A 21,010-nucleotide genomic window follows, 5' to 3' on the forward strand; every position below is an offset into this window, starting at 1 on the left:
AGATAATTGTATTTTTATTGTTAAACCGATAAACTGAAACTATAAATTGTTTGAAAGCAGGTGAGCTATATGCAGGTACAAATACTAGCTGATAGCGCATGCGATTTACCAAAAAGTTTTTATGAAGAGCACCAAGTAACATTATTTCCTTTAAAAGTAGAGATTAATGGCAATGAGTATGAAGATGTAAAATCAATTGATCCGAACACTGTATATGAAACAATTCGTAGTGGAATTGTTCCAAAAACATCTCAAGTCTCTCCACTTCTGTTCGAGGAAGTATTTACCGAAATGGCAGAAAAAGGTGAAGACGGGATATACATAGCCTTTTCTTCAGAATTATCTGGTACATATTCAACTGCTGTTATGATTCTTGACCAAGTGAAGGAAAAATATCCAAATTTTAATTTAACAATTGTCGATACCAAATGTGCTTCGCTTGGAATTGGTCTTGTGGTTCGAGAAGCAGCCGTTCTTGCTGCTAAAAATATTGAAAAAGAAAAAATCTTAGAAGATGTGCAATTTAGATGCACTCATATGGAACATCTTTTTACAGTGGAAGATCTTGATTATTTAGCAAAAGGAGGGCGTGTATCCAAAGCCTCTGCATTTCTAGGAGGATTATTGAATATTAAGCCTATCCTCAATGTAGAGGACGGCAGACTCGTCCCAATTGAAAAAATACGCGGGAAGAAAAAAGTGATGCGCCGGATCATTGAAATCATGAAGGACCGCGGCTCAGAAATGAATAATCAAGTCATTGGAATTAGCCACGCGGATTGTGAAGAATACGCTATAGAAATGAAAGCGATGATTGAAGAAGAATTCCATCCGATCGAAGTTTTTATATCATCAATCGGTTCGGCTATTGGGTCCCATACAGGTGCTGGTACCATCTCCATTTTCTTCTTAAATAAAATACCAAAAAGTGAGTGAGGTGGATTCCTCACTCACTTTGAAAATTGTCTAGCTCCAGGCCATACGCCGCTGAACAGGGCGTTCCGCTTTTCTTATTTATGATCTGTCTTCTTGGAATATTGATTTTTTCCAGCTTGACGGTTTTTTTCACGCATCATATTCTTTTCATGGCGAAGGGCATTGTTGTCTTTCGCTTTTTTGTCGTTGTCTGAAGTGTGCGGCATAACCTTACCCCTTTCAAATAGTTTCACACTTAGTTTCTGTCAATTTGAAAAGAGTATGTAAAAACATTAATCTTTCTTCACATATGTCCAGCTGCCCTCTTGGTATACCCTGCCCTCCTTCATTAGTTTTCCAAGCGCTCTTTTAAAGGCACCTTTACTTAAGTTAAATCGATCTTTGATATCTTCAGGCATGCTTTTATCGTTATATGGCATAGCACCATTTCTGCTCATCAAATACTCATAAATTCGTTCCGCATCAACATCTTGCGTTTCCTCTTTTCTTGCCAGCAAGGAAACATTGATCGTACCATCTTCTTTTACATCAATAATCCGGCCTTCAACTTTTTCTCCAATCCGCGGCTCTTGCTGTCTTTGCGACTCATGTATGAATCCTTTAAAACCTTCGATGGTGTAGATCCAACTTCCGACTTTAGCCGTTCTATAAATATGTCCTTGCACATTTTTATTAAAATTTGCTCTTGTTGCTTTTACAGAAATAGATTCAATCACTGGGTCCGTGGCTAGCTTTGCGTAAAGGAGATAATTGCTGCTTAGCTTTAAGGTAATATAAACTAAATCTCCAGGTTTGGGCCAAACGGATTTATGTACAGGCAAATCATCAATACCTAACAAGATATCCTTTGGAAGTCCAATATTTAAAAAGACACCAATCCTTGGATTTGAGTCGGTTACCTTCACCCAAGCATAATGTCCAATCGCTATTTCAGGAATATTGGTTGAAGCAGAGATTCGACCTTCTGAATCAACATATAGAAAAACCTCAACTTGATCATTTTCTTCAAATTCTTGATGGGCTTGATTAAAATGAAGTAATACATCTTCATTTCCATCTGTTAAAAAATACCCAAACGAAGCTTTCCTAGCTACAGTTAATGTGGTTGTTTGACCAATTAATTCATTTAAAGACATATATATATCCTCTTTTCTTTTCACGGAGAATTAGTTTATCTCATTCGGAGCGCCTATTTATCCGTTTGAACGTGCGCTTCCTTTTTAAATAGTTGTTTGAACTGCTATATTTTACTATAATGTACCCATAAAGGGAAACTTTAGCAGGCATGATCTTAATATAATGTTTATAAAATGGAGGTTTTGTTATGTCCAAAGATAGTTCATTTGATATTGTATCTCAAGTTGACTTATCGGAAGTGTCAAATGCGATTGCCCAAACAATGAAGGAAATTGGTACACGCTATGATTTTAAAGGCAGCAAAAGTGAAGTCTCACTGGATAAAGATAAAGAGGAACTGGTCCTTGTTTCCGATGATGAATATAAAATGGACCAACTAAAGGATGTTTTATTTAGCAAATTAATAAAACGTGGAGTTCCAGTAAGGAATCTTGACTACGGAAAAGTCGAAGGAGCATCAGGCGGAACCGTTCGTCAACGAGCTAAACTAGTTCAAGGAATTGACAAAGAAAATGCTAAAAAAATTAATACCATCATTAAAAATAGCGGCGTCAAGGTAAAGAGTCAGGTTCAGGACGACCAAGTACGTGTTAGCGGTAAAAACCGGGATGATTTACAAAAGATCATCTCCCTTGTTCGCGAGGCTGACTTAACAGTGGATGTCCAGTTTATTAATTATCGATGAAGAACAATAGGCGCAAGCGCCCGTTTAGCGGCGTATGGACTGGAGCGCTCCAACCAAGATAAAGGAAACACGAAGAGCATTAGCGATTCGATGTTGACTTATCGCAGGGCGGAGAGCGAAGTACACTAGCCGCTGGGCGCTGGAGCTGGATTCAGAGAACTATTTCTATTTATCCACAATTAAATATTTTATTATTTACTATACAGTAAAAACGGCGGAAGGATGAATAAATCCTTTCGCTTTTTTTTTCATTATTATTTTTCATAATATGACCCATTTATCTAAAACTAATAAGGAGTAAACACTTGGAGGTTTTAGGTAATGAGCAATAATAAAAATCAACAAAAGAAGACCTTTCCAGCACAACATCAAAATCATCAGCCTGGCATAGAAAGTGAAATGAATCCACTGCCCATCTCGGTCGACCCCAATTATCAACCAAGTGGAAAATTAACTGGTAAAACTGCGATTATTACTGGTGGTGACAGTGGGATTGGCAAATCAGTTGCGATTTATTTTGCCAAAGAAGGGGCAGACGTAGCGATTATTTATTTGGAGGAGCATCAAGATGCAGAAGAAACCAAGCAATTAATTGAAGCGGAAGGACGAAGATGCCAGCTTTATTCCGGAGACATAGGCAGTGAAGATTTTTGTAAGGATACCGTGAATAAGATTCATTCTGAATTTGGCAGGCTAGATATACTTGTTAATAACGCAGCGGAACAACATCCGCAAAAAAGTTTATTATCCATCACTTCACAACAATTGGAAAAGACGTTCCGAACAAATATTTTCTCCTTTTTCTATATGACCAAAATGGCGCTCCCTTTTTTAAAAAAAGGGGCATCGATTATTAACACTGCTTCCATTACGGCCTACAAGGGGCATGAACAATTAGTGGACTATTCTTCAACCAAAGGAGCAGTAGTTTCCTTTACCCGCTCTTTAGCACTGTCCCTTGCACCTCAAGGAATTCGGGTAAACGGTGTGGCTCCAGGTCCAATATGGACACCACTGATTCCTTCGACTTTTACAGCAGATCAAGTTGCTACCTTTGGTTCAAATACGGCAATGGGTAGAGCAGGACAACCGTATGAATTAGCAGCCAGTTATGTTTTTCTTGCCTCAGATGACTCATCTTATGTGAGTGGGCAAATGATTCATGTAAATGGCGGGGAAATTATTAACGGATAAGAAAAGCGCTAGGGCGCTGGAGCTAGACAGTTATCTAAGTTCAAAAACCTATACTATGTTATCATAAAAAAATGTCGGGGAAAGCCCCCGACATTTTATCGCTTGTTTTTTCTTAATTTAAGAATAAATAACGTAAATAACAGGTAAACAACTACTAACCCTGCAATTAATGGAAAATTGATGCCGCTTTTTTCAGTTGCAACATACACTTCCGAATTATCCCGATCTAAAATAATCATATATTTATTATCATGACTATTAACTTTATCTCCTCCAAGTAAGCCCCTCAGTTCTTTTCCATCTTCAATTTGTTCATTTGTTAATGTTACGCTTTGAGACTTACTCGAATTATTGATCGCAATAATGGATGTTTCCCCTTTATACACTCGTTTATAAACAGCCATTCCCTTTTGATCATAGAGCATCTCCATGGTTCCTCTAGTTAAGGATGGAAGTTGATTCCTTAATTCGCCCACCTTGGTAATGTAATCAATCAATTCTTTTTCAGCCCTGAAGCTCATTTGCCCGCGGTTATCCGGAATACCTCCTCCATTTAAAGCAATTTCGGTCCCATAATTAATAATAGGAACTCCCGGGGTGGTATAAAGGTACAACAATGCTGTTTTCCAGCGTGAGCCTGGGAATTGTTTTTTTGCGACAATGTCGCTTGTAAATCTTGTGGTATATTCGTTATCCAAAAAATTTGGCCTTAAAAATGATTGCTGATTTTTATCTACATCCGAGTATAGTGAACTAAAGGATTGATCAGTACTTGCAAAAGTATTTCTTAATTTTTCACTATATTGATACGTAACAACACTGTCTATCCCAGCACCTGTATATGCTTGCATATCTATAGAATTATCTTTGGAAATGACCCCTAACAGGAAAAAGTCTTTCTTTACCTTCTTAACTTTAGTTGAAAAATCAGTCCAAAAGCTGAGTGGAACATAATTTACTTCCGGTAAGCTCATCCCATCAATGTCTGTTTTATTGATCCACCATTTTGCTGTGTCTATTAAGTATTTCTTTACTTCTGGGTTGTCCTGATTAAGATCGGGCAATCCATCAATCCAGCCTTGCTCAAGTTCCTTCTGATTCTCATTTCCAGATGCGATATCTTGTTTTACATGAAACCAGTCCTTTTTGCTGGTATCATTTAGCCAAGGATGGTCAACTGCTACATTATTTGTAACAAAATCAAAGATCACTTTCATTTCTCGTTTATGAGCTTCTTTTACTAACGTTTGGAAAGTCTTCATAGTTCCAAAATGTTCGTCAACTTTGTAGAAATCTTTAACCCAAAAGCCATGGTATCCATTCTTACCATTGTCAAAAATAGGGGTTAATCGAATCGCAGTAAATCCCATGTCATGTATGTAATCTAACTTATCTATAATTCCCTGAATATCTCCGCCATTATATGTTAATGGATCTTTTGCATTTACATCAATGTCATTATTCCGATCTCCATTGTTGAAACGGTCAATCATAATGGAATAAACCGATTCATCCTGCCATAAGCGTCCTTTCTTTTCAACAGCCGCATGTGCAGAAAGCGATGAGTTTAGTAATAACAAGATTAAAATAAGTGTAATTTTTTTCATATAGTTATATCCTCCTCTAAAAAAGGGAAGAGGATATCCTCTTCCCTACACTATTTTAATCTAATCAAGTTTTTATTCCAAATTTAAATTCTTCCTTTTCTCAGAAAATCACCCTAATTCACTAGGTTAATATTATACTCCTTAAACCATGTGTGCAGTTGCACAAGGTACGCCAATAATTGAGGACCTGTCATCAACTGACCAAACCAAGGTTCTTGAAATGAATTTCCACCAGACTTCACGATATTTTCAAGTTGCTCTTTATTAAAAAATTCATGTAATGCGGAGGATTTATCCTGTAAAATATTCTCCACCTGTTTTTGGACAGCAATGGTATAAGCAGGATTGTGGGTCTTCGGATAGGGGCTTTTTTTACGATACAGTACTTCTTCCGGTAAAATACCTTCAAATGCTTTTCGGAGGATCCCCTTTTCTCTCCCGCGATACATTTTAATTTCCCACGGGATATTCCAGACATATTCTACAAGTCGGTGATCTGCAAATGGAACCCTGACTTCTAGACTTGCACCCATGCTCATCCGGTCTTTCCGATCAAGCAATGTAGTCATAAAGCTTATCATATTAATATAAAATAGCTCTCTCCGTTTTGATTCCTCCACGCTTTCACCATCTAATCTTGGCGTTTCGGCGATCGCCTGATCATACTTTTCCATAACATAATCATTCAATTTAAGTTTATCCCGCCAATGTGATTTCAACAAATTTTGTCGTTCCACTAATGACCGCATCCACGGAAACCCTGCTCGTTCAAGGTCTTGTTTTCGATGAAACCAAGGGTACCCGCCGAAAATCTCATCCGCACATTCCCCTGAAAGACTGACAACAAAATCCTGTTTGATTTCCTTACAAAACCAAAGTAACGAAGAATCAACATCTGCCATCCCAGGAAGGTCTCTTACATGGGTCGCTTCCACCAAGTCATTAACCAATTGCTCCTGAGTAATAATTTTGTTATTGTGAATGGTATTAAATTTATCCGTAATCATTTGAATATATTTTCCATCCGCATCTGGTTGAAATTCAGTTGAGGAAAAATATTTGTCATTTCCTTCATAATCAATGGAGTAGGTGTGGAGCTGCCCTTTGTTTTGGTCCTGAAAACCTTTCGCAGCAATCGCTGTAATGATGCTTGAATCTAAACCGCCAGACAAAAATGTACTTAATGGAACATCAGAAACTAGCTGCCTCGTTACAGCATCTGTTACTAAATAGCGGACCTTTTCTGCCGTCTCCTCCACGCTGTCCTTATGTTCTTCACTTTTAACATTCCAATAACGCCAAATTTTCAGACCATTCTTCGATAATGTTAGAGCATGTGCTGGTCTTAGCTCATTTATTCCCTTAAAGACTCCGGAACCTGGCGATCTAGATGGACCAATTCCAAAGATTTCAGCAAGACCTTCTTGATTGATTTCAGTTTTCACCTCAGGATGGGCTAAAATAGCCTTGATTTCAGAAGCAAATAAAAGACCCTTCTCATGTTCCTTGAAGAATAAAGGTTTTACCCCTAAACGATCGCGTCCAATAAAGAGCTGTTCCTTCTTGCTATCCCAGACAGCAAATGCATAAATTCCGTTCAAATAATTTACACATTCTTCCGCCCATTCTATATAGGCAGATAATAGAACTTCTGTATCAGAATGACCTTTAAATGAATATCCTTTAGTATGGAGAACTTTGCGGATATCTTCTGTATTATACAATTCCCCATTATAGCAAATGGTGTAATTATATCCGTCTTTTTGTTTGGACATTGGCTGTCTTCCCCCTTCAGGGTCAACAACAATCAGTCTTTTATGACCAAAAGCCACATTTGCATCAGACCAGATGTTTGTTTCATCAGGGCCTCTTTTTGCCAGAGTATTCGTCATTTTGGTCAGTGTTTCTACTTCGTTTTTGAGTGACCTATCAAAATTAATCCAGCCTGTAATGCCACACATTTCCTTTCACACTCCTCATTAACAGAACTACTGTACATGAATCATGTTTTATAGTATTCAGCCCATAAGAATTGGTTAATTGTCCAAAAAAAAAGCGGAAGCTGGTAAGGAAGTCAGATTTTTAAGATTGGCTGTGTTAAAGGTTAATGATGATTTTGGCTCTCTGTTGATTGGAGAGGAAGGCACGAAGACTCCTGCGGGAGTACGGGGCAGGGGAGACCCCGCAGGAGCAAAGCGACGAGGAGGCTCCCCGGCACGCCCGCGGAAAGCGAAGTGCCTGGAACGGAAATCAACAGACAAGTAAAACGCAGCCTTAAGATAAAAAAATAATACTTTATTTTTCAGTTATAAAATCCCATGAAGATGTCTAAAAAGAATATGATATCATCTGGCACGGAGGTTAATAATGAATCGACAACAACGAATGAGACTATACGATTATCAAGAGAGAGCCTACACAGAAGGAACGGTTGAACAAATTAATGACCAATGGATCTTCTTTGATGAGGAAACGGAAGAAGCTGAAATGTTAGATGATTACCTTCAGCAAGAAATTGAAGTCTTCCGAATGAACCGTTGGAAGAAAGGTAAATTGTATGAAACAGGAAAAATCCGGATTGGAAATGAAGCAACCATGCTCCGAAATCATGATTTAGTCAGGATTAGGAAACATTTAGTTTATTCGCTTGAAAGGCTTTTAGATGGGGTAAATGATGATGCTTTTTTTCAATTTGTTACCACTCTAAACTCCTTAAACTTTTCCATTTACGATTGCATCTACTGTTATAATCATTTATCTTTCTTATCGGATGAAAATCGCAAAGATGGGGTAAATTTTATAGTTTTCGATAATCAGGATCAAATTTGTAATGTCCAACACCATTTTTGCTATTACGAAAAGGTGAATGATCGATTTGAATTTACATTAAATACAGGAAAACGATTAGTGATAGAGAAAATGATTTCATAGATAAAAGGCATGGGAAATTCAAAAGGCTGCCGAATTGTTCGACAGCCTTTACAAGATAACATAAAAATTATGGGTTTAAAAATGACATTGGCAATCTTCCACCCAGATATAAAACAAGAACCCATGCAACGACAAACTGAATCCAAAATACAGAAGTTCTTCTGTTATTAGCCACACGGCTAAGAATCATTTCGAATAATCCGATTATCCAAAGTCCGACAACCGCTTTTAAAACATACCAAACATCAATTTTGTAAACCGAAAATAGAAGCCCTGCACCAGTTGCAATAATAAGCAAATATAATACTCGTAAAATCATTTTAACAATTTTTGCACCTTTTTCTTTTCCACCCTTATGTAAAAAAAGTGCTACTACAAATAGAATTAATGCTAAAAGCCAAGCCGTAATATGACCGTGAATCAAGTTAGTTCCTCCTTATGTATAAAATTTCTTTTAATTCGAACCTTATCATACCATAAACAGTATATAAACACGAAAAAAAGCAAGTCAAATAAAGTAATAAATAGAAGAATGCTATAAATTATTTTTCAAGTATAGCTTTATTCTTGAATAGTATTCTTCAGTGTCCCAATTTTTTCAATTGTGACTGCCATTTGATCACCTGGAGATAAAAATTTAGGGGGCTTAAACCCTTTCCCTACACCAGCTGGTGTGCCAGTTGCAATAACATCACCAGGTTCCAGTGTCATTCCATCTGATAAAATGGAGATAACCTCTTCAATTGGAAAAATAAAATTCTTAGTATTTGAATTCTGTCTTAATTCTCCGTTTACTTTCGTCTCGATATTTAGGGAATTCGGATTATCGATAGAACTTTTATGAACAATGCAAGGTCCCATCGGACAGGTTGTGTCAAGGCTTTTGCCGATGAAAAACTGCTTGTGCCTTGATTGCAAATCTCGTGCGGTTACATCATTAATAATGGTATAGCCAAAAATGTAATCCAATGCCTTATCTTTTTTTATTGCCCGCCCCTTTTTACCAATGATGACGGCAAGCTCGCCTTCATAATCAAGTTGAGCCGTTATATTTTTGTGATTTAGGACCATTTCATTAGGCCCAATAACTGTTGTTGGTGCTTTTGTAAAGACCATAATATGTTCAGGGATATCGGCTTCACTCCCCATTTCAATCGCATGTTCTGCGTAATTTTTCCCGACACAAAAAATATTCTTACTTGGTCTCGGAATAGGAGCAAGCAAAGTTACCTGTTCAATTGGGACGAAAAAAGATGAAGTTTGTCCGCAATTAGTAACCCAATCCAGAACCTCTTTCACCTTTTCAATAAAGAGATCTCCTAAGTCGATACATTTAAGCAGGGAAGGAGGAAAACTTCTTATGCCCATTCTTGCTTCTTCAGCAAGGTTTAACAAAAGGACTGTGGCCTCAGTTTGGTCAAGCAATCCAACGAACAATTCATTGTTATATTCTAATGTCACAAATTTCACTCTTTTTCACCTCAATATGATTGTCTCACACTTATTATATTAAAAGAAATAACTCCCTCGAACAAATTTAATGAACAAAAAAGCCGAACCCTATTTAAAGGAAATTCAGCCCCTAACCATTCATAACTTAATGCCTCTTATTACCTGAGATTATTTAAACAATGACGCTGGAATATGAATCCCTGATGCCTCTAGGCGATCATAAAATTTGGGGCGGACACCAGTCGGTATAAGTTGTCCAATAATTTTCCCCTCAGAATTAATTCCTTTTTGTTTAAAGGAAAAGATGTCTTGCAGAACGATATTTTCTCCTTCCATTCCTTGAACTTCAGTAATATTGATAATTTTCCTTGTTCCATCCATTAAACGAGTTTGCTGGATAATCACATCGATTGCTCCTGCAATTTGCTCTCGAATGTCTTTAATAGAATTATTCAATCCTGCTAAAAGGACCATTGTTTCCAAACGGCTAATCATATCCCTTGGACTATATGAGTGCCCTGTAGCAAGTGAACCATCATGGCCAGAATTCATTGCCTGAAGCATATCAAGCGCTTCTCCACCACGGATTTCTCCGATAATAACACGGTCAGGTCTCATTCGTAACGATTTCTTGAGAAGCTCTCGAATCGAAATGGCTCTTTTACCTTTTATTTCGGAAGGTCGAAGTTCTAGTGAGATTACATGACCCTGTCCCAACTGAATTTCGGCTGCATCCTCAACCGTTACGATTTTTTCTTCATCAGGTATAAAATTGGAAAGGGCATTCAGAGTGGTTGTTTTACCAGACCTCGTACCACCGCTAACAAACATATTCAAGCGGGCTTTCACGCATGCATCTAGAAAAAATGCCATTTCCTCTGTCACTGTCCCAAAGTTGATTAGATCTTCAATTTTGTAGGGATCCTTTGAAAATTTCCTGATTGTAATGGCTGGTCCATTTAATGCAAGGGGAGGAATGAAGGCATTAACACGTAAGCCATTAGGCAGCCTAGCATCTACCATTGGCGAACTTTCATCGATTCTCCATCCAAGTGGGGCAAGAATTTTGTCTATCATTGTCTTGACATGTTCATTGTCACGGAATTGTATTGACGTTAATACCAATTTTCCTTTACGTTCACAGTACACCTGGTTAGGTCCATTTACCATAACCTCTGAAACATCTTCATCTAAAATAAGGGGATTTATGGGTCCAAAACAGGTTAAGTAGTCGATTAGTTTCCACCTCCATAAAAAAGAAATAGCCCCGCCTTTACCAAAGGGGGGATAGAATTCATAGAATATCCATAGATACATAGAACAACTATGCAGACATGAATATCCATTATGAAACACCCTAATCTTTCGGTAACTGGCTGGCTTAGTGTAAATGCACCTTAGCCCCTATAGCTTTGCGTCACTGATTTTCATCAGGTTTGCCTTTATCGAGAAACAGTGTTTATTTCCGACTGATCTCTTACTCATATAATAGTCCCTTTCTAAACAACCGAAAACCCAACTTATTTATTATTTTCTGTACAAGCAAATAGGTAATTATAACTATTTCTAATCGATCGTTCTACAAATGAATATTAAAAATCGTATACGATTCTTGATTTCAATAATTTTGGGCGTATCAATCACATTACCTTTACCCATACATAGGATGTAGAAGATACTATGAAAAAAGGGTGTTGAAAATGCCAGCAATTGTTGGAGTTGCACAGGTCATTACGCTTGGCAGCAGTTCTGTCTTCCATATTGGCGATGTATATAAAATTATGCCATTTTCTACCGCAAAAACATTTTCTGGCGCTGGTTCCTTTAACACTGGGGAAAGCTTACAACTTCAAAATAATGTAAGTTCCACTAATACAAGTGATTCAGATGTTTACGATCAAGGGATTGCACTTAATGCTTAATGAATGGGTGATTTTAAATGAACTTTTATATCCAGCAGTCCATTCAGATTAATTTCATAAAAATTGGCGGGATTACCAATTCCTCAGTCTTACAAATAGGTAGTGCTGGGATTATTAAACCGATGGCTCATTTATATAATACTGGCGGATTTACTGGACCTGCACCACAAACAATCAAATCTTCAGGCTCTTTATTAGGGACACCATCAGTTCCCCTACAAGCCGCAGTAAGAAAACAGGATAAATAGGCCGCCGATCTTATGATAATCAATACGTTTATTGGAGAAATAATTGTGAGGTGATTACATGTATCAGGATTATTCCCAATATCTTCAATGGCTGCAGATGTGTATTCAAGCTCAGGAGCAAAGAATTCAGTCTTTAGAGAGCACTCTCCAAAAAATGCAAGCAGAAATCAAACAATTATATGAAAAACAGGCCATCCATGTAGACAAAATTGAGTATAAATTTGATCAACTAAAGGTAGAGACTCTTGAAGGTACGTTAAACATTGGTCTAAATCCATCCGAATTAGCAGGAATTGAAGACTTTGCCGTACAAAATCAATCCTTATCCACCCCAATATCACCAAAAGATCAAATGCAAAGATCAATGAAAATCGAGGAAGCCATTTATAGATATTTAGAATCGGATTTACCTGCTATGGTGGAAGCTACTCAGAGAGAATTGAACGTTCTGCCAAATGACGAGTATTTAGCATTTATAAAACAAGACATCATTAAACAGCTTCCGAGTAGGATAGAACATCATTTAAACACCCATCCTGCGGACAATCGCACGATTGCAGATACCCCTTCAGATGATTTAATTATTGAAGCATTAAAGAAGGAGATACAAAACGGGGTAATGGTCTTTTTTAGTAATTTACCTGATAACCTGAAAGGGATGCATACAGAATGAACTTTGTAGTTTATAACCGTGAACTCTTTGTCCAAAACATCAAAATCACCGGGGTGGCAAGTTCCTCGTTAGTAATGGTGGGAGATACAGAAACAATCCAGTTAGCCTCTACTTTTGATACCCCTGCGGAATCATTAATTATAGGTCCTTTTGTTCCGCTATCACCGGAGTGAACAACATGCTGCAGAGAACCTCTTGTGTAGATACAATTAATATTAAAATCGTCTCTTTTTCCTCTACGGTACAGATAGGGGATTCCTGTATTATCAATGGTCTTTCAAGAGCACTCGCGGTCCAAAGGGAGAGCGAAGTGTTTTATGGAAATGAAGGGGATTTATCCTCTTACCAGGTCTATTCCGAACCTATTCCATTTCTCCCTATTAATGAATCTTTCACATATTCCCGTCAAAATCCTAACCCACTAATTAAGGTTGGCCGAATTGATATTACGGGGATATCTTCAGCTTCCCTCTTGCACGTTGGAAGCTGCAACCATGTTTCCATGGAAGCTAGAATTAAACATATTCGACAGTTATATCCCAGTCCTAGAAATAGCGAAAACGAAGGAGAACAGGGACAAAGATAAATGCATAAGTTACTCATAAGGATAAAAGTAACTTTTCTAAAAAGGATGTTTGTTATGCCAGCGATTATCGGTCCCGTCCAAATCGTTAACGTAGGTGGCGGTATTGTTCAATTTGGCGATACTGTATATATCTCTCCAAAAAGTGCCTCTAAGACAAATGCAGGCTCAGGTGCATTTAACACCGGGGGAATCGTCGTAACGAATTCTGGATTAAGTGGCACCAATGTACTTGATACGAACTTAATCGATCAGCCAATTGTGGGTAATAATTAAAAAAATGACATAAACCATAAGATGGTCTATGTCATTTTTTATTGAATTAATCTCTTTCAACCTTCAAAATATGAGCCCCATCAAAGAAAAACAAATACCGCTCATTGACCTTCCTTTTCCAGATTTGTTCAATTGCACGGGTATATAAGTTAATTTGCATCTTATAGCGGTTTTCAAGAATTGTCTTGGCTTGGTCAAACCCGCCTTTATAGCGATCAGTTATCCGATCTGACTTATAATCCACTAGAACCAGCCCATCTTCATCCTCTAAGATACAGTCAATAATCCCCTGAACAAACACAGATTCATCTTCCTCGTTCCAATTAGGATACACATCACGAGCATGCATGGAAAGTGTAAATGGAACTTCTCTGTTGAGTGTTTTAGCATTAAAGTATCTTCGCCCCAATTCGGAATCAAAAAAATGAATAATCAAATTTTTATCGATTACTGCAGCTTGTTCCAGGGTTAATAATTCATTATGGACCATCCATGTTAATTGTTCCTGAAGAGATTCTTGATTCACTGGCTTAGTTAAATCGACGTGCTGCATGACCATATGCATAGCAGTGCCTCGTTCGGCTGGGCTTAATTGCTTTTCCTGCATAAATTTAGGACGTTTTACTATTGATTTTTTAAAGTGGTTCACTAGATCGGTCCCACTTTGTTCATCTGCCATTTCCCTTTGTCGCTTTATTTCTGAAACAGATTGTTTCGAACGATGGCTTGCTGCATTCGAAAAAGAATATTCCCAATCTAAGCGGGCCCGAATTTCTTCAGCAAATGGTGACGCAGTCTCGACAAGTTCCCCTTTTTGTACTCGTTCAAGAAGTTGATTTTCTTCTAGTTCTTCTTCTGTTTCTTTCTGTTTCACCTCTTCAGCACTTAGCAAAGAGATTTTCCATAAAGAAGGGTGACTCGAGATATCTTCAGGTATGAGGGGATTTATCGTTTCTTTATTCCTTAATTCTTTACTGTCCTGATGACGAACAAGGGCGGGACCAATCCAATCAATATAGCTTGAAACTGCTGCCCGTTCGTAATCTTTCAACAGCCATTCAGTATTTGCTGCCACATCATTCCATTGGTCAATTCTTTTGAGTGTATCTTTTAATGTTGCAGTTAAATAAAGTTTTTCTTTTGCCCTTGTCATGGCTACATATAAGACACGCATTTCTTCGGCGAGCATTTCCATTTTCTTTTTTCGCTTAAAAGCAATTTGTGGTAAAGAAGGATACGAAATTCTTTTTTCTGCATTTACATACTTAGAAGCAAATCCATATTCTTTATCAAGCATATATGGTTTACGAATATCTGCCATATTAAAGGTTCGAGCCATTCCCGCCATGAATACGACAGGAAATTCAAGCCCTTTGCTGCTATGAATAGTCATAATTCGAACTACATCCTCTTGCTCTCCAAGTGCCCTTGCTGCCCCAAGGTCATCCCCTCTTTCCATCATACGTTCAATAAACCGCAGGAACCGGAACAGACCACGGAAAGAAGTGTGTTCATATTGCCGTGCTCGATCATATAGCGCACGCAGGTTTGCTTGACGCTGCTTTCCTCCTGGTAAGCCTCCGACAAAATCATAAAACTGGGTATCTCTGTATAACTGCCAGATTAACTCAGACAAAGAACCCTGTCTTGCCATAGAGCGCCATTCTGTTAAAAAGTCATAAAAGCGGCGCAGTTTTTCGTAAAATGCAGCCGTATTTTCAGCTTGTTTACTTTTACAAAAAGCGGTAACTGCCTCCCAAAATGAACCTCGCTTTTGTTGAATACGAATGATGGATAGTTCCTCCTCATTCAACCCAACGATGGGGGACCGTAATACAGCGGCAAGAGGGATGTCTTGGAATGGATTATCAATAACACGCAGGAGTGATATCATAATGGCCACTTCCGTTGCGTTAAAGTACCCTGTTGAGAGGCTGGCATAAACGGGAATCCCTTGCTGCTTGAATTCTTCAATAATCTGCGGTGCCCATGTCATCGAACGAAGTAGAATAACTGTATCCCGATACATGAGCGGCCGAGTAGATTTCGTTTTTGGATTATATACTGGTGCTCTAGTAGCAACTAATTCCTTGATCTTAGAAGCAATAACCCTTGCTTCGAGTTGGGATTGTTCCAGTCCAACTGCATCAAATTCTTCTAGTTCTGCGTCTGCCCCTGCCTCACCTTCAGCTGGCACAGTTGATGATTCCTTTTCTTCAACGTTTTGGTTAATAAGCAGAAGTTCAACCGGAAAGGGCTCATCTTCTGGATAGGGTGCGCCAGCACGTAACTCTGCTGCCTCGTCATATTCGATTTCGCCAACCTTGACACCCATAATTTGTTTAAATAAATAATTGGTCGCATCAAGTACTTCACTTCTGCTTCGGAAATTGCGTGCTAAATCAATACGTAATCCTGTTGAATCTCCGTCAACTTTAAAGCGGGTATACTTGCCTAAGAAAAGATTCGGCTCAGCCAATCGAAAACGGTAAATGGACTGTTTAACATCTCCGACCATAAACATATTTCCATTGTGCTCTTCTTTCTTCGTGACAAGTTTCAGGATGGTTTCCTGCACCATATTTGTATCTTGATATTCATCACAATAGACTTCTTTAAAATGCCTTTGGTATGCCAGAGCCGCTTCCGATGGGAGAAATTCACCCTCAGTTGAGATTTCCTTTGTCAAAATGCCAAGGCAGTAATGTTCTAAATCAGCATAATCGACAAGTCCTTTTTCTCTTTTAACCTTTGAAAACCGCTGAGAAAATTCCTTCACAAGATGAACCAATGTTTCTATTAACGGCCGCATCTCTTCCATTTCACGTAAAAAGCTTTCAGGTTTTCGAGAGAATAATTCCCCTTTTATATCTTGAATTTTTTTCTTTGCCTTATCGCGAAGTTTTTGGGCCTTCTCCGTTAGTTCTTTATCAAAGTGATCACCTTTCACTTGTTTTGCCCGTGAAAAAGACCAGGTCATTAATGCTTGATAAAGTGTTTCCCAAGAATCCTTTTTGGCAAGCAGGAGAGTATCAATTACCATTAAATCATCTAGAAAATTTTCGGCCCTAGGTGCTGGTCCGCCTGGAAGCTTCGTTAATTCCAGCCCTCGGTTGATCATTTCTCTAGCCGCTTCTAATTGTAGTTCAATATCAAAAAGCAGGTCCTTGATAAAGGGAAGATCCTCAATATTATGAATCGATGAAACATCATACATATTTATTATGGACCGTAAATATTGATCTGGCTCTGGATTTGAGCTTGCAAAATCGTAAATAGACCGAACAATATCCATTAAGGCAGCATCGCTGCGGTCATTAGTGAATGAATCCACCAGGTTAAAAAAGGCTGCATTATCTTTTTGGCCATATTCATCTTCAAATAACTCGTCCATCACTTCATCCCGGATTAATTGCGCCTCTGTTTCATCAGCAATTCGAAACCCTGGATCTACGTCGATTAGGTAATAATATTTTCGGATGACTTCCATACAAAAGGAGTGAAGAGTTGAAATAGATGCTTTGTTTAATAAACTAAGCTGCTTTCTTAAATGGCGAGAACTTGGGTCCTCATCAATAGCTTTTTCTAGGGCCTCCCCTATTCGATGCCGCATTTCAGCTGCCGATGCATTCGTAAAGGTCACTACTAATAATTCATCCACATCAATCGGATCTTCCTTTGAAAGAATTTTTTGAATGATTCTTTCTACGAGGACTGCCGTCTTTCCCGAACCAGCCGCTGCCGCGACGAGTATGTCTCTATCTTTTGCCATTATTGCCTTCCATTGGTCATCAGTCCATGTTGCATTTTCTGGCTTGGGCGGAATAACAACCTTACTCATATTCTCGAACCTCCTTCCTAATCAATTCTAGTACATCTTCCTTCGAGTGCGGTGTGAGAACCCGGAATTGATTAGTCTCAATAGCCTCGTCAAATTGACAAACTGATTTAAAAGAACAAAATGTACAAGGTGTTTTATCCTTTAATTTATATGGTGCTAGATCAATCTGACCATCGATAATAGCGTTACCTGTTTTTAGATATAATTTACGGACATAAGTTTTCAGGTCATCAAACTCTGATAGACTGGCAACTTTTGATTTTTTCGATAAATTTCCATCTTTTTTGATGCCAGCTGCAATAATTTCTGAATCACCCGATTCGAGTGTTTTGTCCATAAGCCGAATTACGTTTTGATCACTTACCATTAATCCGTTCATTTTAAACTTTTTCATCATTTCCTTTTCGATTTCATCAATCGTCAACATTTTGGTTGTATTAATAAAAGGATTATGAACATGGAAATAGAGAACACCTGCAGGACTGGCTTTCATTTCTACCAATTCATTCGAATGGGTCATGACAATATCAAGGTAGGTTAACATTTGCAGTGCAAGCCCATAATACACTTCGCTAAAATTGACGTCCTTTTCACTTGACTTGTAGTCGATAACTCGTAGAAAGACACTGTCATCTGCAGCTTTTGCCTGATCGACTCGATCAATTCTACCAGCTAACTCCATTCTTTTCCCATTTTTCAGTGAGAATGATAATGGCGGCAGTTTTCCGTTTGGTCCAAATCCTAATTCCAAACCAATAGGTGAAAAGCCACTCACTTTAGCATGCTCACTTAAAACAACAGAGGCACGGGTAATAATTTGCTCCAATTTCCTTTTTATATAATGATGTCTCTCTGAACTTAATAATATTTCATTTTGCAGTTTAGGGGCTAAAGTCATGACTGCTTCCTTCGAGAGCTCTTCACATTGTTTCCTTGAAAGCTCTGCCCAAGAAAGGTTTTGTTCATTGACAATATCCGCAATCTGTTTTAAGGCTGCATGAAACAACTCCCCTATATCAGGAGCCTCTAACCGATATACTTGGCGGTCGCGGAGCTTTAAACCGTGCTGAGCGAAATGAGAAAAAGCACAAGAGTTATATAGTTCCATTCTGGAAACACTCGCTTGAATGGCTTCGCCATATAATTCATCTGCTGTCTCTGTTGAAAGTTTTACGACTGGGTTCGAATAAAACAGGCTTGAAAACACTTTTTGGGCCTTGTCCTTCCCTGAACTCTCGAGATAGTAGTTATAAACATCCCACCAAACATCAGAAATAGGATATCCTCGTTTTTTCCATTGCAGTTGGGAATTGAGATAAGACAACGTAGTTGTAAAATTTGAAATAAAACCTAGTTGACTCCGTTCCGAAACTTGTGATGGATCTGAAACGTAGAAAAGCTCATTTGCATTTGGAAACATATCTTTTAATCTCTTAATATACGAGGAAGGAATTAACGCTTTTCCTTCATCATTCGCAAGTGGAAAACACACAAAAAGAGCTTCAGATGGTGCGGTAAAAGCTTTATAGGCTAGATAGTTTTCATCGAGCAACCTTGTCCTGCTGCTCGGTGCAATATTGACCCCAGCTGCCAAAAGCATTTCCCTGTCTTCATCTGAAAGAATCCCTTCATCCGAAATTTTCGCCGGCAGTATTCCTTCAGTGACACCCACCACAAAGACAATTTTTATTTCATTCAGCCTTGATTTTTCTAAATCCCCAACCAAAACCTGGTCCAGTGCAGGTGGAATAAGTGAAAAATGTAAGGATTCAAAACCTGACTCTAACACCGCCGCTAATGACTTTAATGAGACTGGCTCATCCCCAAGTATTTCAACATATTCATCGAGCAGATCAATGACAGCATTCCAGACTTGTTCGTGCTCACGCATTTTTACAAGATTACCCTTTTCCTCGGCATCTGCCTTCCACTTTTCAAGCTTTGCGGGGACATCCAATTCCTCTAGTAATAAATAGATGGCTTCGCAGAGTTTTCTTCCTGAATCCGCTTTTTTCAATCGTCTTGATAGACGTAATAACGGCGCTGTTATCATCAGTTTTAATTCATTTAACTCTTGTTCCATTTCTTTTTCTGCATCGGTTTGAGAGTTAACCTCTAATTCCAGCCCTCTAATTCGTCGATAGCTCCAACGATCTTTTTTCGTCCATTTACTTCCGTTTATTCCGTAAGCCAGACAATAATTTTCTAGCTTGTCCATTCTCTCGCGCATTTTTGCGGTATTTTCCTGGATAGGGAATAATAATTCTGTCTTAATCACTCTAAATACCGGTTCATAGCGCCAATAAGAATTAATCACTTCAAGACTTGATCGGATTAATTCAATTAAAGGATGGTTCAGCATCGTCCTTTTTTGATCAATAAAATAGGGAATCTGATGATCGTTGAAAACTGGTTCAACAATCTCATGATAGTCCCCCCCATTTCTGATTAACAATGCGATATCCCGGTACCTGAAACCCTTTGTTCTAACAAAATCACGAATCTCTCTGGCAATCCCTTCGATCTCGGCTCTTCTATTTACTGCTTGGCAAATATTAATTTGGGACGTATCCAAATATGGTACAACAGGCCGCGTATCAAATTTTTCTTCCAGATGACGCAATGATGGCTTAGTCCACTTTTTTTGCTCTTTTAAAAAGACTGGCTGCTCCATCTCGATCCCGTTTGCTTTAGCTAAATCATAAATGGAAAAACAAGTTCCACCGGATAAGCGGAATAAGTCTAGTTCATCAGGAGCTGAACCAACGGATAATTGATCGGTGGTTAGTGCGATTGATACGGTTTTACAATGCTTCATTAATTCCAACATTACACCATATTCCTGAGGTGAAAAACTATCAAAACCATCGATATATATTTCTGCATCCTTTAAATAGGTTGAATGGGACACTTTCTCCGCTAAGAGTGTAAAGTAATCCTCTGAATCAATATATTTACCAAAAATTTCATCCTCGAACTTTTTATAAATAATTTCTAAATCTTTGATTTTATCATTTAAGGCATTGGCGGCCGTTGCATCACCATTTGATTGAAATGCGTTATGAATTAACTCCTCTGGCCTTATACAATATCTTTTAAATTCAGTGATCATTTGCTCAAGCTGTTTGATAAATCCAGTTTTATCGGCAGCACGCTGAAAAAGTCCTAGCTGTTCCTTTTGCTCTTCAATAATTTTGCGAATGAGCATACTCATGCCTACACTGCTTAAATGAATTCGGCTAATCCCGCCTGTTTCTTGCAAAATCCGCCACGCTAGTCGTGAAAAACTATATACTTGAGCGCGGATCATTCCGCCGATAGCAGGGTCTGTTGCCAAGCGATATTCAGATAAAAAAGTCATCTGTTCAGGAACAATATAAATGATCGGTGTACCTTCTGGCTTTTCTTGCAGCCGCTCTTTTATTTCTTCTATGAACATAGCAGTCTTGCCGCTTCCTGAACGCCCGATTACCATTCTTAATGACATGTAAAAACCTCGCTTTCCACAACCACTCTTAAACTTTT

20 protein-coding genes and 1 riboswitch are annotated in these 21,010 nt (G+C 38.4%); of the genes, 11 read left to right on the forward strand and 9 right to left on the reverse strand.

The annotated features are described in order from the left end of the window. Positions 1-69 precede the first annotated feature (69 nt). Positions 70-936, forward strand: coding sequence for a DegV family protein (locus tag M3610_RS03290; RefSeq protein WP_251456497.1), 867 nt, complete (start codon positions 70-72; stop codon positions 934-936). Positions 937-1,010: 74 nt separating this feature from the next. Here M3610_RS03290 and M3610_RS03295 read toward each other — a convergent pair whose 3' ends face one another. Both M3610_RS03295 and M3610_RS03300 read right to left on the reverse strand, forming a co-directional pair. Further along, positions 1,011-1,142, reverse strand: coding sequence for a DUF3941 domain-containing protein (locus tag M3610_RS03295; RefSeq protein WP_081825501.1), 132 nt, complete (start codon positions 1,140-1,142; stop codon positions 1,011-1,013). 66 nt (positions 1,143-1,208) lie between these two features. Further along, the gene (locus tag M3610_RS03300) at positions 1,209-2,072 is read right to left on the reverse strand and encodes a CvfB family protein (protein WP_098572424.1); all 864 of its coding nucleotides are present in this window, start codon (positions 2,070-2,072) and stop codon (positions 1,209-1,211) included. A gap of 188 nt (positions 2,073-2,260) precedes the next feature. On the opposite strand from M3610_RS03300, the gene M3610_RS03305 reads away from it, so the two are divergent. Both M3610_RS03305 and M3610_RS03310 read left to right on the forward strand, forming a co-directional pair. Further along, entirely contained in the window at positions 2,261-2,758 is a 498-nt protein-coding gene (locus M3610_RS03305; protein WP_251456499.1) for a YajQ family cyclic di-GMP-binding protein, read from the forward strand. 321 nt (positions 2,759-3,079) lie between these two features. Beyond that, entirely contained in the window at positions 3,080-3,952 is an 873-nt protein-coding gene (locus M3610_RS03310; protein ID WP_251456501.1) for an SDR family oxidoreductase, read from the forward strand. Positions 3,953-4,047: 95 nt separating this feature from the next. Here M3610_RS03310 and M3610_RS03315 read toward each other — a convergent pair whose 3' ends face one another. Both M3610_RS03315 and asnB read right to left on the reverse strand, forming a co-directional pair. After that, on the reverse strand, positions 4,048-5,559 hold the full coding sequence (locus M3610_RS03315; RefSeq protein ID WP_251456503.1) for an alpha-amylase family glycosyl hydrolase: 1,512 nt from the start codon (positions 5,557-5,559) through the stop codon (positions 4,048-4,050). Between the two features lie 113 nt (positions 5,560-5,672). Then, positions 5,673-7,520: an asparagine synthase (glutamine-hydrolyzing) gene (gene asnB, locus M3610_RS03320; RefSeq protein ID WP_251456505.1), complete on the reverse strand. Its 1,848-nt coding sequence runs from the start codon at positions 7,518-7,520 to the stop codon at positions 5,673-5,675. 79 nt (positions 7,521-7,599) lie between these two features. Here asnB and M3610_RS03325 point away from each other — a divergent pair, with 79 nt between their 5' ends. Together M3610_RS03325 and M3610_RS03330 are read left to right on the forward strand one after the other, a co-directional pair. Then, on the forward strand, positions 7,600-7,824 hold the full coding sequence (locus tag M3610_RS03325) for a hypothetical protein (protein WP_251456507.1): 225 nt from the start codon (positions 7,600-7,602) through the stop codon (positions 7,822-7,824). 102 nt (positions 7,825-7,926) lie between these two features. Further along, a complete protein-coding gene (locus tag M3610_RS03330; RefSeq protein WP_098572419.1) occupies positions 7,927-8,490 on the forward strand; it encodes a DUF2777 domain-containing protein in 564 nt (187 codons plus the stop codon). Positions 8,491-8,557: 67 nt separating this feature from the next. Here M3610_RS03330 and M3610_RS03335 read toward each other — a convergent pair whose 3' ends face one another. The 3 genes from M3610_RS03335 to M3610_RS03345 all read right to left on the reverse strand — a co-directional run bounded on the left by M3610_RS03335 (position 8,558) and on the right by M3610_RS03345 (position 11,259). Beyond that, positions 8,558-8,914, reverse strand: a complete 357-nt coding sequence (locus M3610_RS03335) for a YisL family protein (RefSeq protein ID WP_098572418.1) — start codon at positions 8,912-8,914, stop codon at positions 8,558-8,560. A 137-nt stretch (positions 8,915-9,051) separates the two neighbouring features. Next, complete coding sequence (locus M3610_RS03340; protein ID WP_251456509.1) at positions 9,052-9,960, reverse strand: fumarylacetoacetate hydrolase family protein; 909 nt, start codon at positions 9,958-9,960, stop codon at positions 9,052-9,054. A gap of 150 nt (positions 9,961-10,110) precedes the next feature. Further along, positions 10,111-11,259, reverse strand: coding sequence for a TadA family conjugal transfer-associated ATPase (locus tag M3610_RS03345; RefSeq protein ID WP_285850909.1), 1,149 nt, complete (start codon positions 11,257-11,259; stop codon positions 10,111-10,113). Positions 11,260-11,306: 47 nt separating this feature from the next. After that, positions 11,307-11,393, reverse strand: a riboswitch (cyclic di-GMP riboswitch). A 249-nt stretch (positions 11,394-11,642) separates the two neighbouring features. Here M3610_RS03345 and M3610_RS03350 point away from each other — a divergent pair. Genes M3610_RS03350 through M3610_RS03375 form a run of 6 tightly spaced genes read left to right on the forward strand, consistent with a single transcriptional unit; the run spans position 11,643 to position 13,644 of the window. Next, the gene (locus M3610_RS03350; RefSeq protein WP_098572417.1) at positions 11,643-11,864 is read left to right on the forward strand and encodes a spore germination protein; all 222 of its coding nucleotides are present in this window, start codon (positions 11,643-11,645) and stop codon (positions 11,862-11,864) included. A gap of 17 nt (positions 11,865-11,881) precedes the next feature. Then, complete coding sequence (locus tag M3610_RS03355; protein ID WP_098572416.1) at positions 11,882-12,112, forward strand: spore germination protein GerPB; 231 nt, start codon at positions 11,882-11,884, stop codon at positions 12,110-12,112. Positions 12,113-12,170: 58 nt separating this feature from the next. Then, entirely contained in the window at positions 12,171-12,785 is a 615-nt protein-coding gene (gene gerPC / locus M3610_RS03360; RefSeq protein WP_251456513.1) for a spore germination protein GerPC, read from the forward strand. Continuing rightward, positions 12,782-12,958 carry a spore gernimation protein GerPD gene (locus M3610_RS03365; RefSeq protein WP_098572414.1) on the forward strand — a complete coding sequence of 59 codons (177 nt, stop codon included), beginning with the start codon at positions 12,782-12,784 and terminating at the stop codon, positions 12,956-12,958. Before gerPC ends, M3610_RS03365 begins: the two co-directional genes overlap by 4 nt. 5 nt (positions 12,959-12,963) lie before the next feature. Next, the gene (locus M3610_RS03370) at positions 12,964-13,371 is read left to right on the forward strand and encodes a spore germination protein GerPE (protein WP_251456515.1); all 408 of its coding nucleotides are present in this window, start codon (positions 12,964-12,966) and stop codon (positions 13,369-13,371) included. Between the two features lie 54 nt (positions 13,372-13,425). Next, complete coding sequence (locus M3610_RS03375; protein ID WP_251456517.1) at positions 13,426-13,644, forward strand: spore germination protein; 219 nt, start codon at positions 13,426-13,428, stop codon at positions 13,642-13,644. 46 nt (positions 13,645-13,690) lie between these two features. On the opposite strand, the gene addA is transcribed toward M3610_RS03375, so the two are convergent. Both addA and addB read right to left on the reverse strand, forming a co-directional pair. Continuing rightward, complete coding sequence (gene addA / locus M3610_RS03380) at positions 13,691-17,485, reverse strand: helicase-exonuclease AddAB subunit AddA (protein ID WP_251456519.1); 3,795 nt, start codon at positions 17,483-17,485, stop codon at positions 13,691-13,693. Beyond that, positions 17,478-20,972 (reverse strand): helicase-exonuclease AddAB subunit AddB, encoded by a 3,495-nt coding sequence (addB, locus tag M3610_RS03385; RefSeq protein ID WP_251456521.1) that lies wholly within the window; start codon positions 20,970-20,972, stop codon positions 17,478-17,480. The genes addA and addB overlap by 8 nt, the downstream gene beginning before the upstream one ends. Positions 20,973-21,010 lie beyond the last annotated feature (38 nt).

The organism is Neobacillus sp. MER 74 (assembly GCF_023714155.1).